Source organism: Exiguobacterium sp. N4-1P (assembly GCF_002214325.1).
In genome coordinates this window covers 2,842,550-2,855,784 of record NZ_CP022236.1, presented here as the reverse complement: position 1 = coordinate 2,855,784, position 13,235 = coordinate 2,842,550, and the positions used below count along the sequence as shown (strand labels likewise).

Annotated in this window: 13 protein-coding genes and 1 riboswitch; of the genes, 9 read left to right on the top strand and 4 right to left on the bottom strand. The window is 44.6% G+C overall.

The window, feature by feature from the left end:
• Positions 1 to 69 precede the first annotated feature (69 nt).
• Together A0126_RS14600 and manA are read right to left on the bottom strand one after the other, a co-directional pair.
• Positions 70 to 1,653, bottom strand: a complete 1,584-nt coding sequence (locus A0126_RS14600; protein ID WP_088838252.1) for a Na+/H+ antiporter NhaC family protein — start codon at positions 1,651 to 1,653, stop codon at positions 70 to 72.
• Positions 1,654 to 1,757: 104 nt separating this feature from the next.
• Positions 1,758 to 1,933, bottom strand: a riboswitch (Lysine riboswitch).
• Positions 1,934 to 2,042: 109 nt separating this feature from the next.
• On the bottom strand, positions 2,043 to 3,851 hold the full coding sequence (gene manA, locus A0126_RS14595) for a mannose-6-phosphate isomerase, class I (protein WP_088838251.1): 1,809 nt from the start codon (positions 3,849 to 3,851) through the stop codon (positions 2,043 to 2,045).
• A 165-nt stretch (positions 3,852 to 4,016) separates the two neighbouring features.
• Here manA and A0126_RS14590 point away from each other — a divergent pair, with 165 nt between their 5' ends.
• The 5 genes from A0126_RS14590 to A0126_RS14570 all read left to right on the top strand — a co-directional run bounded on the left by A0126_RS14590 (position 4,017) and on the right by A0126_RS14570 (position 8,262).
• On the top strand, positions 4,017 to 4,313 hold the full coding sequence (locus A0126_RS14590) for a PTS sugar transporter subunit IIB (protein ID WP_088838250.1): 297 nt from the start codon (positions 4,017 to 4,019) through the stop codon (positions 4,311 to 4,313).
• A gap of 4 nt (positions 4,314 to 4,317) precedes the next feature.
• Positions 4,318 to 4,647 carry a PTS sugar transporter subunit IIA gene (locus tag A0126_RS14585; protein WP_088838249.1) on the top strand — a complete coding sequence of 110 codons (330 nt, stop codon included), beginning with the start codon at positions 4,318 to 4,320 and terminating at the stop codon, positions 4,645 to 4,647.
• A gap of 14 nt (positions 4,648 to 4,661) precedes the next feature.
• Complete coding sequence (celB, locus tag A0126_RS14580) at positions 4,662 to 5,999, top strand: PTS cellobiose transporter subunit IIC (protein ID WP_088838248.1); 1,338 nt, start codon at positions 4,662 to 4,664, stop codon at positions 5,997 to 5,999.
• A 30-nt stretch (positions 6,000 to 6,029) separates the two neighbouring features.
• Positions 6,030 to 7,451 (top strand): glycoside hydrolase family 1 protein, encoded by a 1,422-nt coding sequence (locus A0126_RS14575; protein ID WP_088838247.1) that lies wholly within the window; start codon positions 6,030 to 6,032, stop codon positions 7,449 to 7,451.
• A gap of 82 nt (positions 7,452 to 7,533) precedes the next feature.
• Entirely contained in the window at positions 7,534 to 8,262 is a 729-nt protein-coding gene (locus A0126_RS14570) for a GntR family transcriptional regulator (RefSeq protein WP_088838246.1), read from the top strand.
• A 54-nt stretch (positions 8,263 to 8,316) separates the two neighbouring features.
• Here the strand turns inward: A0126_RS14570 and A0126_RS14565 are convergent, their stop codons facing one another.
• Both A0126_RS14565 and A0126_RS14560 read right to left on the bottom strand, forming a co-directional pair.
• On the bottom strand, positions 8,317 to 9,063 hold the full coding sequence (locus tag A0126_RS14565; protein ID WP_088838245.1) for a uracil-DNA glycosylase family protein: 747 nt from the start codon (positions 9,061 to 9,063) through the stop codon (positions 8,317 to 8,319).
• Positions 9,064 to 9,224: 161 nt separating this feature from the next.
• Positions 9,225 to 9,554: a heme oxygenase gene (locus A0126_RS14560; RefSeq protein WP_029332105.1), complete on the bottom strand. Its 330-nt coding sequence runs from the start codon at positions 9,552 to 9,554 to the stop codon at positions 9,225 to 9,227.
• An 84-nt stretch (positions 9,555 to 9,638) separates the two neighbouring features.
• On the opposite strand from A0126_RS14560, the gene A0126_RS14555 reads away from it, so the two are divergent.
• The 4 genes from A0126_RS14555 (at position 9,639) to rlmN (ending at position 13,214) form a co-directional block, all read left to right on the top strand.
• Positions 9,639 to 10,271 carry a methyltransferase gene (locus tag A0126_RS14555; protein ID WP_088838244.1) on the top strand — a complete coding sequence of 211 codons (633 nt, stop codon included), beginning with the start codon at positions 9,639 to 9,641 and terminating at the stop codon, positions 10,269 to 10,271.
• A 42-nt stretch (positions 10,272 to 10,313) separates the two neighbouring features.
• A complete protein-coding gene (locus A0126_RS14550) occupies positions 10,314 to 11,195 on the top strand; it encodes an ABC transporter ATP-binding protein (protein WP_088838243.1) in 882 nt (293 codons plus the stop codon).
• Entirely contained in the window at positions 11,192 to 11,995 is an 804-nt protein-coding gene (locus A0126_RS14545) for an ABC transporter permease subunit (protein ID WP_088838242.1), read from the top strand. The genes A0126_RS14550 and A0126_RS14545 overlap by 4 nt, the downstream gene beginning before the upstream one ends.
• 145 nt (positions 11,996 to 12,140) lie before the next feature.
• Entirely contained in the window at positions 12,141 to 13,214 is a 1,074-nt protein-coding gene (rlmN, locus tag A0126_RS14540; protein ID WP_088838241.1) for a dual-specificity RNA methyltransferase RlmN, read from the top strand.
• Positions 13,215 to 13,235: the final 21 nt, after the last annotated feature.

Here is a 13,235-nt window from a genome sequence, read left to right as displayed (position 1 = left end):
TGCACATCATCGTAGATGGCAATCCCTTCTTTTTTTCTCGTCTCGGCTAAGCTGAGCGTTATTTTTTTATTATTCAGCGCGAAGTTCAGTTGGTACTTTGCCGCGTTTCGAGACGACATTCAGGACGACGAGTGCGAGTAAGAAGGCGATAAGTGCACCGATGAAGCCGATGATTGATGAATCGGTTAAACCGAGCACAAGGTAGCCGACTGCCGATGTCGCTGCACCAACCAACGCATACGGAAGTTGTGTCGTGACGTGATCGATATGATGCGAACCGGCACCTGTCGAACTGAGAATCGTCGTATCGGAAATTGGTGAACAGTGGTCTCCGAAGACGGATCCGGCAAGAACGGCAGCGAGCGTCGGAAGTAAGAGATTCGGTTCGACCGCCATGATGAGGTCAGCACCGATCGGCAGCATGATACCGAATGTTCCCCAACTTGTACCTGTCGAGAATGCCATTAAGCTTGCAATCAAGAACAATAAGAAGGGGAGGTACGAAGCAGAAATCGACTTACTGACGAAGCTTGCTAAGTACTCACCTGTTTTCATGTCACCGATAACAGCGATGATTGTCCAAGCGAATAATAAGATGACGACAGCAGGCCACATGGATTTCATCCCAGCCCAGATGCTGTGTCCGTATTCGCGCGCCGGGATTTTCCGACCAATCAACATCAGGAAAGCAACGACTAAACTGATGACGACACCAGCAACGAGTGAACGTGTTACGTCTGTCGCTTCAAATGCACCAATCAACGTAAATGCACGATTGTCAGCAGCGAGTGCCTGAGCACCGGTAAAGAGTAATGCGGAAACTGTTGCAATGACGAGAACGATAATCGGAACGACGAGGTCACGTACTTTTCCACCTTCGTGTTCTTTGACTTCCTCTGCCATCCCCATCGGTGTTCCTTTACTTGCATCGAAAAGTTCACCTTTTAATGCACGAAGTTCATGCGTCCGCATCGGTCCGACCGCAATCCCTGTGTACGCGATGTAAAGCGTCAGCAATAGAGCGAAAATCGCATAGAAGTTGAGTGGCACGATCATCATGAAAGCACTGAATGCGGAATACTCCGTAATCGAATGTGTCGTTAAGATACCAGCGATGATCGAGATGATGAACGCTCCCCAACTTGAAAGCGGGCTGATGACACAGACTGGAGCAGCCGTCGAGTCAATAATATACGCAAGTTTTGCCCGCGAGACGCCACGACGGTCCGTTAACGGACGACTGACATTCCCGACAGCAAGACTGTTGAAGTAATCATCGATGAAGATTAAAATACCTAAACCAAATGCTGCGAGGCGAGCGCCGCGCGCTGTCTTGACGTGTGTTGTTGCCCATTCACCGAAGGCATGTGCACCGCCCGATGTTTGGATAAGCGTCGATAGAACACCGAGTAATAGTAAGAAGATGAGTAATAAGACGTTCCATTCATTTAACGCCCCATCCGCCCAAAATAGACTAAAGATGTTTTTGCCGAGATAGACGACCGTATCGATTGGATTAAAGCTATGCAGCAATAAAGCACCAATCAAAATACCGACACCAAGTGAAATAACGACTTTGCGCGTCACGATTGCAAGTGCGATTGCAATGACAGCTGGAATGAGCGCAACGATTGAATCTGAATAATTGACCATTGTGTGGTTCCTCCTCTTTTTTTAGAAGATGAGACCCATTGCATATAAAAAAGCAAGGGCACCGGCAACAAAGCCGACACCCTTGCTGGATGCGTCTTTCTTAGCCGAATTGGAGCGCTCCATACAAAACACGTATGGCAATCGAACGGGTATTTCCCAATTCGACCAGTACCATCAAGTCAGACACTTGACGATACTTCGGCAGCATTACCTTTCCTTGATCGTCCTCGTTGTCATCCTCAGATCAAATACTCATTAAGACCGCGCCTCTACCTCATCGATAGAATAGTCATATTCTTTTAATAAGAAAACCTTATCATATTTCAGAAAAAAGTTTCAAGTCTGTTTTTAAAAAAAGTAGTAAAGTCTGTTCAAAAGGAACAATGAAGTTATTCGGCGTTCATCCGATTTAAATGGGCAGCACCGATGACACCGGCATTTCCTTCCAATGCAGCTAAGCGAATGATTGTTTTTTGACGTAACGTCGGGTAGAGACGGGCATTGACGGCTTGTAAGAGCTCTTCCCAAAATAAATCGGCGGAAGCCGTAACACCGCCACCGATGATGACGGCTTCCGGATCAAGTGTGTGAATGATGTTCGCTACGCCTGTTGCTAAATGATTTACGAAACGAAGCCTTTCCTGTGTATTGCCAAGAAGTTGTGCAATAGAAGATTCATTTAATGAATCAGCCCGCGTCTGAAGAGCCGTACCGCTTGCTAATCCTTCGAGTGAGCCTTTGTTCAAGACGTGATGTTCCGGTCCAGAAGCATCGATGATCGTATTTCCGATTTCACCAGCATATCCGTGTGCGCCTCGAATCAACGTCTTTTGATAGACATATCCACCACCGATTCCTGTACTGACTGTCATGTAATAGATGGATGTATAGTCTTGTCCTGCCCCGAACAATGCTTCGCCGAGCGCGGCGGCATTTGCATCATTTTCAAGGGAAACCGGGATGTTGAAGAACTCTTCTAACGGGCGAACCAAATTTACATCGTCCCAACCCGGCAGGTTCGGAGGTGACAATAGCCGACCCGTTGCTGCATCAAGCGGACCAGGCGCTGCGATACCAATTCGTTCGACTTCAAATTCTTCAAGTAGCTTTTGGATGGCTTGTCTTAAATGATTAATTGTATAGTCCGGGCCAGCAGCCGCCTCTGTCAAAAATCGATATTGTTTTACGACATGGTGCTGATTGATTGCGGCAACACGCGTGTGAGTCCCACCAAGATCAATTCCGATGTGAAGTCGTTGTTTCGGTGTTGGATTTGGACCAGTCAATAGAAGTTTCCCCTTTCCAGAAACGGTACAAGTTACTTTTGCCGGAATCAGAACCGTGTCTCCGGCGGTATAACGCAATTGGTTGATGATCAGCGTGCCACTGATGATAGTGATGACTTGGAAGGAAGTTCGTGGTGCAATCGTAATCATGTCATGGATGGCCCATTCCTCGACAAAAAAATAGGCGTTGGTTGTCAGTAGTCTTGAACAAAAAGAGGTCGGTACATAAGGCTCCTCGTACTGGAAATGAGGAAATTGAATGACTTCGAGTGCTTCTTTAAGGTGGAGTTGACGCGGTTTGTTGGTCGAATGGTCAATTCGATCGTAATCGTACAACCGGTACGTGGTATCAGAGTTCTGCTGGATTTCGATGACAAGACACCCTTCGGTTAAAGCATGAACAGTACCTGCTGGAACGTAAAAAAAATCGCCGGGTGAAACAGGCAAATCAATTAAGCCGGAAGTTAAATCGTCTTCACGGACAGCGCGCAACAAATCAGCTTTTGTTTTGAAGTCATGCCCATAAATAATGGTGGCGTCTGCCGGACAATCGACGATATACCAGCATTCATTTTTCCCGTAAGGCTGTCCTTCTAGGCGACAGGCATCATGATCGTCAGGATGGACTTGAACGGATAAATCATCCGCAGCGTCAATCCACTTAATGAGTAAAGGGAAAGCTTCCGTTGTGTCCATCCCAAAGATTTCAGGGTGATTTGACCATAAATCCCGTAGTGCATCACCGGAAAAACGTCCGGCATTCACCTTGGTTTGCCCGTTTTGGTGATCAGCCAAGGTCCAAGCTTCACCGATGTTTTGTTTGCCTAACGTATCAAATCCATATGCACCAAGCTTACATCCACCCCATATCCGCTCCTGTAAAATCGGCTCAAAACAAATCAGTTCTTCCATGATTGTTCCTCCTCCAAGTTGTTTTCGATTACAACACTACACTTTTTAAAAATAAAAATAAACAAAATAAAAATCAACAAAATAAAAATCAAGTATAGACATGGATGTTAAAATCCGTATAATCAAAGTTGTAAGCGATTCCAAAACGCGGAAGGAATGGTTGAAATGAAAAAAATCATGTTGGCGTGTAGTTCAGGAATGTCGACGAGTATTCTAGTCACTAAGATGCAGGAACATGCCCAATCACTTGGTGAAGAGGCGACAATTTGGGCAGTCGGTCAAGACCAAGCTTTAAAAGAAATGGATGGAGCAGATGTTGTATTGATTGGTCCACAAATGCGCTTTTTATTATCAAAATTTCAACAAGCGACAGATAAACCAGTCGAAGTCATCGATATGATGGCGTACGGAATGGCCGACGGAAAAGCGGCCTATGAACAAGCCGTTAAGTTGATGGGGTGAAGAAATGAAAACAAATGAACAGACGATGGAACAAGTAGCATTCATGATGATTTTGCATAGTGGAAATGCGCGAAGTACGATTCGTGAAGCAATCGAAGTGTACAAGGAAGAATCATTTGAGGCATTTGAGCGGTTATTAACAGATGCCCGAGAACAGTTGCAAGAAGCGCACCAGATTCATTTCGGTCAAGTCCAAAAAGAAGCGAGCGGTGAGCCGACGACATTGTCTTTACTGCTTTTGCATGCAGAAGATCATTTGATGTCGACACAAACGATGCTTGATTTGACGTCAGGATTAGTTGAAATGATGGAACATAAATTTTCTCAAAAATAAGAGGAGGGATTGAAATGGCTGGTAATAGTAAGTGGTTCGATTTGTTGAGTCGTTTTCTGATGCCGATTGCGGCATATTTAAACAATAGCCGCTATCTTCAGACGTTACGTGACGCGTTCATGCTCGCTTTTCCGATTACGATGTTCGGTTCATTAATCGTTGTTATTGCGAATTTACCATTCTTAGATAAATTTATGTCGCCTGGAGTATTGGATGCTTTTAAAACTTCATTAGGAAACGCCCCCTCGGCGACGATGGGAATCATGTCACTATTCGTCGTCTTCGGTATCGGATATTATCTTTCGAAAAGCTATGATGTAGAAGCTGTTTTTGGTGGTGTAATCGCCCTTGTTTCTTTTTTACTTTTAACACCTTTCTTTGTAGCAGTCGAAAATGTTGCTGATCCTGTCGGAAATGTCATTCCACTTGACCGTCTCGGTGCAAAAGGCATGTTCCTTGCAATGATGACAGGGTTCTTAGCAGGAGAAATTTATCGATTTGTCGTTCAAAAAAACTGGACGATTAAAATGCCGGCTGGTGTGCCGACTGCTGTGGCTAAGTCATTTTCAGCTCTTGTGCCTGCACTTTTAACACTTTCCATTTTCCTTGGCATTAACATCGCTATCACCTCGCTTTTAGACACGAATCTCCACGATTTAATCTTTAATTTAGTTCAAAAACCACTCGTGAATCTTGGGAACGGTTTGGTTCCGACATTAATCGCCATCTTTTTTGTTCAATTGTTTTGGTTTTTCGGCCTGCATGGTCAAGTTATCGTCAATTCGGTCATGGATCCGATCTGGAACACTTTGTCACTTGAAAACTTAAACGCCTATACGGCGAATGGAGAACTCCCGAATATCATCAGTAAACAATTCATTGAAATTTATACAGTTGGAATTGGTGGTTCCGGTTCGACACTGGCTGTCGTCGTCGCAATCCTCCTTTTCATGCGCTCAAAACAGTTGAAGCAAATCGGTAAGTTATCGATCGGACCCGGAATCTTTAACGTCAATGAACCAATCATTTTCGGGTTACCAATCGTCATGAACCCCCTCATCATGATTCCCTGGATTTTTGCACCGTTGATTACCGTAACCGTTACTTATTTTGCGATGTCGACAGGAATCGTTCCGCCGCCAACAGGAGTTGCTGTGCCTTGGACGGTGCCGATGTTTATCAGTGGCATGATGGCAACGAATTCACTGGCGGGCGGATTGTTACAACTCGTCAACTTCGCCATTATCATGGCAGTGTGGTTCCCATTCCTAGTCTTCATTGACCGCTTGAATATGAAAAAAGAACGAGAAGAAGCGAATGTTGCCGGAGATGAAAATCAACATGTAGGTTGAATTCAAAAATAGAGATAGGACGTGGATGAGATGAATCAAACGGAAGTTACGACGGCAAAAGAACAAAAGTATACGTTCCCTGCAGATTTTTGGTGGGGAACAGCAGCTTCAGCGACACAAACGGAAGGGGCAGCATTTGAGGGGGGAAAAGGACCGAACATTTGGGATCATTGGTACGAACAAGAACCGAATCGCTTTTTCGATGGTGTAAATGCAACGGTAGCCTCTGATTTTTATTATCGTTATGAAGAAGATATTGCGTTGATGAAAGAACTCGGACACAACTCGTTTCGAATCTCGATTTCCTGGTCACGTCTTTTTCCTGAGGGGCAGGGGGAAATGAATCCGATTGCCATTGATTTCTATAATCGTGTGATTGACGAATTGATTGCAGCGGACATCGAACCGTTCGTAAATCTATATCACTTTGATATGCCGCTTGCACTGCAAAACATCGGTGGCTGGGAAAGTCGTGCCGTCGTCACCGCCTATACAGAATATGCTAAAACGTGCTTTTCACTATTCGGAGATCGTGTCAGTAAATGGTTTACGCATAATGAGCCAATCGTCCCGGTAGAAGGTGGCTATTTATACGACTTCCACTACCCGAACGTTGTTGATTTCAAGCGTGCCGTTCAAGTGGCCTATCATTCGATTTTATCGAGTGCACTTGCAATACAGGCCTATAAAGAAACAGAGCAGACGGGTGAAATTGGCATCATCTTGAATTTAACGCCATCTTATCCTCGAAGCCAAAATGCTGGGGATGTGAAAGCGGCCCAAGTAGCCGACGTATTGTTCAATCGTTCCTTCTTGGATCCTTCCGTACTCGGAACGTTCCCGGCCGAATTGGTCGATTTATTGGAACAACAAGGTGCTTTGCCCGAGGTCGTTCAAGGTGACCTGGAACTCATCGCGAAAAATACCGTTGATTTACTCGGAATTAATTACTATCAACCACGACGCATCAAAGTAAAAGAGCACCTTCCGCATCCAGATGCACCTTTCATGCCGGAGCATCTGTTCGATTATTACGAGATGCCGGGAAGAAAAATGAATCCATATCGTGGCTGGGAAATCTACGAAAAGGGAATTTACGATATTTTGACGAACCTGCGAGAGAATTACGGGAACATCAAGTGTTTTGTTTCTGAAAATGGAATGGGTGTAGAAGGGGAGGAACGTTACCGGGACGAGGACGGCAGTGTTCAGGACGATTATCGCATCGATTTCATCGCCTCTCACTTGCAATGGATGCATCGTGCGCTGAAGGAAGGATCAAACGTCAAAGGTTATCACTTATGGACGTTCATGGATAACTGGTCTTGGAGCAATGCCTATAAAAACCGTTACGGTTTTGTCGGACTCGATCTCGCGACCCAAAAACGAACGGTCAAGAAAAGCGGCCATTGGTTCAAACAATTGATTGAAGAGCAAGGATTTACGAAATAACTGAAAAGATGATTAGGATGTCTAGTCCTGATCATCTTTTTTTGTTATATTATTTTTATATGTCTATACATGGGGTGAAGTCATGTCTATAAAGAAACAACCGAAATATGAGAAAATTGCTGATGAACTTCGCAAACGAATCCTAAATGGGGGATATGATGTCGATCAGGCGATGCCGGACGAAATCAACTTAGCAGAAGAATTCGAAGTCAGCCGGATGACGATGAAGAGAGCACTTGAGATTCTCGTCTTAGAAGGAATTATTTACCGACAACGGGGACAAGGGACGTTTATTTTACCATCGAATTTTTCACAAGGACGTATTAACGTTCTGAACAAAGAATCGCAAGGATTGACCAAATTGCTTGGGGAACGGGCTGTTAAAAGCGAAGTACTTCAATTTGAGGTGCGCTTTCCGGAGAAGGAAGTCGCACGACATTTGATGATTGAGCAAACGGATCCGGTCTATGAAATTAGACGTGTCCGCTACGTCGAAGGAGAGGCTTACGTGATTGAGCATACATTTATGCCTTCCTCCTTGATTACAGGTTTAACGAAGGCGATTCTCGATCAATCGATTTACCGCTATATTCAAGAAGAACTTGGTTATACGATTACGAGCTCGCACAAAATGATCCGTGCAGATAAACCGAATGAATGGGATCAAAAATATCTTGGAAATCTCGAAACCGATCCTGTCATCGAAGTGGAACAAGTCGTTTTTTTAGGGAACGGAAAACCATTTGAATATTCATTTTCGCGGCACCGGTATGACAAATTCGTGTTCACATCTGTGCATATCGGTCGATAAGAAGTCCCTGACGTCTCAGCGCGAAGCTGGTACGACAGGGACTCTTTTTTTGATTTAATCCGAACGCGTGAAGTAGTGAATCAATTGTTGGTTGAGGTAGGAACGGTTGTCTTCGAATTGACGTTTACGATGGCCATTGGCACCAGAGGGATGAGGAAAACCCGATAAAAGAAAATGTTTTCGAATCCGTCCTTGATGAAGTAAGGTCCGAACCGTCGCTTCAACGATTCGGCCGAGCGGAATAATCAGGGCAGGTTCGTTTAATTGATTCAATTCTGCTGCGAAGTGTTCATACGCATAGTGTCGGAGTAAAGGGATACGATCTATCTTCGGTTGATGACCACTGTAGTTTTTCCCGCGATAGAAAACAGGATGTTTTAAGATGGAGGTCGCATGGAGTAATTCCTGGTGTTCATTAAATAAAGTAGCGGTCGTCGGAATCGACAGCATTGTTGCAAAATCAAGTTCGTCCAGCATCGTTACGAGATTTCGACGCATCACACCGGAAAAGCTAGCTGAATAATTGGCGATTTTTGCCGCTTCCTCTAACGAAACACCATGGTGTAAGGCATCGGCCATCTCTTCGAACGCGATTCGCATCTGTTCAAGTCCTGGCGTAATTCCGACGATAATGACTTTTGCGAAAGGATTGATGTAGTCACCGATTGGGGAATAATAGACCGATAACTCATGTTCCGTTTGCAATAAAAAATCTTCTGTACAAATATCTTCTCGTGTCAACGACCGGTCGACAGGCAAATCTCGAATGACTTGTTCAAAAATCGTTAAGGAATCAATCATAATATGTCCTCTCTCTCTAGTATTGGACATATAATAACAATAAATGGAACGATATACAATTTAACCCTTGTTAAATATTGTGCGAGGTTAATTGCAAAATAACGTTTGAAAAATTAAATCCCCGAATCGATTTAAGGATTCGGGGATTTAAGTCGTATCGATTAACGTGTACTTTCTTTTACAGAAGCGACTTCATAGGTGATGATTTCACTGCCGAGCATCGGTGACTCCTGTGCCTCGCCTTCTTGCTGCGCAGGACGCTTATGCGATTCCTTGAAGTCATCACTGTTCCGCCATGCTTCGAAGTGCTTCATGTCTTCCCAGTACATGTTAACGTTCATTTCGTCATGTTCTTCGATATTTTGCGTTAATAGAACTTCGACACGAATGAATCCGTCCATCGAGTCGAGACCACTCGGGCGTGTGAAGCGAGGTGCTAGTGCAGCAGCCATCCCTTTTTTGACTTTAATCCGGTTCGTTACGACGATCATAAAAACATCCCCTTTTATCGAATTACGTACCTCTTTAGTATAGTACGATGGAGAAAACAATGCTTGAAAGAAGGAAGTTGAACTATGAATGAACAAGAATATGAAACGCGGCTCCACATTAAAACGATTGATGTCCAGCACCTCTACAATGCCTTCAGTCACTATAACCGTTATGAACCGACCCCATATGCAGCCCTGGATGAGCTATGCGCGGTCTATCCGTTTCATCCTGAGGATACGGTGATTGATTTTGGGTGCGGGAAGGGACGCTTGAACTTTTATCTCCACGATCGGTTTGACTGTTCTGTCATCGGAATCGAGATGAACGGTCAGTTTTATGAGGATGCACTGACGAATCAGATGAATTACTTAAAAAGAGTTAAAAAACGGCGCGGGAGTCTTCAATTTGAACATGTCTATGCAGAAAGTTATCCGATTCCGGTAGAAGCGACAAAGTTTTATTTTTTTAACCCTTTTTCCGTTCAAATTTTTATCAAGGTCGTCAACCACATCTTACAGTCGGTCGAGCAGGCGCCCCGGACCATCGATTTGATTCTTTATTATCCGGCAGATGAATACCGGTATTTTTTAGAGAACCAGACGGCGTTCGAACAAATCGAGGAAGTCCGGTTACGCGATTTATTCGAAAAAAATCATGATGAACGGTTTGTGATTTATCGATTCGCTACGTCCGACACGATGACAGAACGGGTATAACTAACTGTAGCCATTTCCTAAAAAAGAAATGAGGCGGTTGAAGTGATTCATCTCGAACATGTCACGAAAGCGTTCGCGTCGGGTAAAGGAATATTCGATGTCAGTTTTTCTGTCGAGCCAGGAATGGTCTTTGGTTTCATTGGTCCGAATGGGGCAGGGAAATCAACGGCACTTCGTCAATTGATGGGCTTGATTGCTGCTGACTCCGGTCATGCGACGATTGGTGGATTTGATTGCTGGGTTGAAACAAAAGAAGTGAAACGACTCGTCGGTTATCTGCCGGGAGAAATCAGTTTGCCGGGAGACTTTACGGGAGACCACATCTTACAGTTGATGCAACAATTGCATGGTGGGGACCGGAAGCGTCAAGCGGATTTACTTGAGCGCTTTCCGTTCGATCCGAAAACGAAGGTGCGGAAGATGTCTAAAGGTACAAAACAAAAACTCGCACTCGTCGGATGTTTCATGAAGGACGCACCGGTCTATCTCCTTGATGAGCCGACGAGTGGACTTGATCCGCTGATGCAGGAACGATTTCTGACGTGGTTAGAGGAAGAACGTCGCCTCGGAAAAGCAATCTTGATGAGTTCGCACCACTTCCCGGAGATGGAGAAGTCGTGCGAACGGGCAGCGTTGATAAAAGACGGACGAATCATCGTTGAATCCGATATCCATGAACTGATCCGGTCGAGCCGGAAACAGTATACGGTCGAATTCGGTCTTGCTGCACAGGCGGAACAATTTGAGATTCAAGTCGGGGCGACGCAAAAACAACAACGTGTCTCCTTTTTGACAAGTGACCAATTGACACTGAATCAAGTTCTCCGTCTTCTGACTGCATACGATATTCGTTCGATTCAGACGGCGGCTGATGATTTGGAGCATGTCTTTTTGCACTATTACGGGGAGGGTGACGAATCATGAGCGTGGTCGTCTGGTCTTTACTCAAGCAGAACGTCAAACCGATCGTTGCCTATTCACTTGGTACCAGTTTGTACTTATTGTTGCTCGCCGCCTTGTATCCATCGATGATGAAGACCGGTCTGCTCGAGGCAAAACTCGAAGCTCTCCCAAAAGAATTGTTACAGGCATTCCAATATGACAAGGTGACGTTCAATAATCTGCTCGATCTCTTAGCCGGCAATTATTACGGCTTGATTTTTCAAGTCATTGCGACGTTTTATATGTTGTCCCTCGCGGCACGGTTACTTGCCCGTCCGATCGACAATGGCGAATTGATTTTATATCTCGCAGCCCCGATCACGCGGATTCAATATACGGCAGCAGCGCTCATCGTCATGCTGATTGCGAGTACCTGTCTCATTCTATTGAATGGACTCGTTTTACTGATGGCGGACTGGACGATGTCTGGTATCTCGATTGATGGTATGACTTTATTGCGACTGCAAGTCAATGCCTTGTTTTTGCTGTATGCGGTTGCTGGTTTCACGTTGTTTATCACGACACTCTTTGACGATGAGCGTCGTGCCTTTTCCGTCGCTGCCGGTGTCCTCGTCTTCTCGATTGTCTTGACAATTGGAGCGGGCTTAAGTGAAAAAACGGACTGGATGCGTTATGGATCGATCTTCAGTTTGTTTGATACGGGACGATTGCTGGCGGGGACAGAACATTTACTGTTGCACATCCTTCTACTTGTGCTAATCTGTCTGATGTTCAGTAGTTTTGCTTTTATCAGTTTTCGAAAACGGAATTTATCGATTTGAGGCATTTTTTTGACAAAACAAAGCGAAACAGCCTTTCGAAATCTACAGAAAGTGAACATTTAGGATTTGAACGTTGCGTAAGTGCCCGATTTTTACTAAGATAAAGGAATGTTATAGTTCTGGAAAAAGAAATGAGGTCTCACTAATGAATAAACCATCCATTTATGGATTAACAATTGAGCAGATGACAGACTGGTTATCGCATCAAGGTCACAAGCCGTTCCGTGCGAAGCAGGTTTGGGATTGGCTTTATCGTAAACGTGTCACTACTTTCGCTGAAATGACGAATGTCAACAAGGATTGCCTTGAGTTGTTAGATCAGAGTTTTGCGATTGGCTCGATGACAGAATCAGTTAAACAAGAATCAGCGGACGGAACAATCAAGTTCCTCTTCAAGTTGTATGACGGCAGTTTGATTGAAACAGTCCTCATGCGTCACAAATACGGACTCTCTGTCTGTGTGACGACACAAGTCGGTTGTAACATCGGCTGCAGCTTCTGCGCGAGTGGATTGATTAAGAAGAGCCGCGATTTGTCAGCTGGTGAAATCGTCGAACAAATCATGAACGTCCAACATCACCTCGATGCTGTCGGTAAAGAAGAACGTGTCAGCCACGTCGTCGTCATGGGTATCGGTGAGCCGTTTGATAACTTCGACAACATGGTCGACTTCTTGAACGTCATCAAAGATCACAACGGTCTTGCGATCGGTGCACGTCACATCACTGTTTCGACAAGTGGTCTTGCTGATAAAATCTACAAATTCGCAGATTTAAAACTTCAAGTGAACTTGGCGATTTCATTGCACGCACCAAACAACGAGTTGCGCACACAAATCATGAAAATCAACCGTGCGATTCCACTCGAAAAATTGATGCCTGCCATCGATTATTACGTGAAGACGACGAATCGTAAAATTACGATCGAGTACATCTTACTTCGTGGAGTCAATGACCAAAAAGCACAAGCAATCGAACTTGCGAAATTATTCGAAGACAAACGTCACTTGACGTATGTCAACTTGATTCCGTACAACCCGGTTGATGAGCATGGTCAATATCAACGGAGTACGTCAGAAGATATCTCGACATTCTACGATACGTTGAAAAAGAACGGTCTCAACTGTGGTGTTCGTCTCGAGCACGGGACAGACATCGATGCAGCATGTGGACAGTTACGTAGTAAACAAATCAAAAAAGATAAAGTCGCAGCAAAATAAGCAAGTGGAGCTTCCTGTCAC

Excerpts from the sequence above, each read along its gene's own strand:
- A0126_RS14600 (WP_088838252.1), bottom strand. The coding sequence starts at position 1,653 with ATGGTCAATTATTCAGATTCAATCGTTGCGCTCATTCCAGCTGTCATT.
- manA (WP_088838251.1), bottom strand. The coding sequence starts at position 3,851 with ATGGAAGAACTGATTTGTTTTGAGCCGATTTTACAGGAGCGGATATGG.
- A0126_RS14590 (WP_088838250.1), top strand. The coding sequence starts at position 4,017 with ATGAAAAAAATCATGTTGGCGTGTAGTTCAGGAATGTCGACGAGTATT.
- A0126_RS14585 (WP_088838249.1), top strand. The coding sequence starts at position 4,318 with ATGAAAACAAATGAACAGACGATGGAACAAGTAGCATTCATGATGATT.
- celB (WP_088838248.1), top strand. The coding sequence starts at position 4,662 with ATGGCTGGTAATAGTAAGTGGTTCGATTTGTTGAGTCGTTTTCTGATG.
- A0126_RS14575 (WP_088838247.1), top strand. The coding sequence starts at position 6,030 with ATGAATCAAACGGAAGTTACGACGGCAAAAGAACAAAAGTATACGTTC.
- A0126_RS14570 (WP_088838246.1), top strand. The coding sequence starts at position 7,534 with ATGTCTATAAAGAAACAACCGAAATATGAGAAAATTGCTGATGAACTT.
- A0126_RS14565 (WP_088838245.1), bottom strand. The coding sequence starts at position 9,063 with ATGATTGATTCCTTAACGATTTTTGAACAAGTCATTCGAGATTTGCCT.
- A0126_RS14560 (WP_029332105.1), bottom strand. The coding sequence starts at position 9,554 with ATGATCGTCGTAACGAACCGGATTAAAGTCAAAAAAGGGATGGCTGCT.
- A0126_RS14555 (WP_088838244.1), top strand. The coding sequence starts at position 9,639 with ATGAATGAACAAGAATATGAAACGCGGCTCCACATTAAAACGATTGAT.
- A0126_RS14545 (WP_088838242.1), top strand. The coding sequence starts at position 11,192 with ATGAGCGTGGTCGTCTGGTCTTTACTCAAGCAGAACGTCAAACCGATC.
- rlmN (WP_088838241.1), top strand. The coding sequence starts at position 12,141 with ATGAATAAACCATCCATTTATGGATTAACAATTGAGCAGATGACAGAC.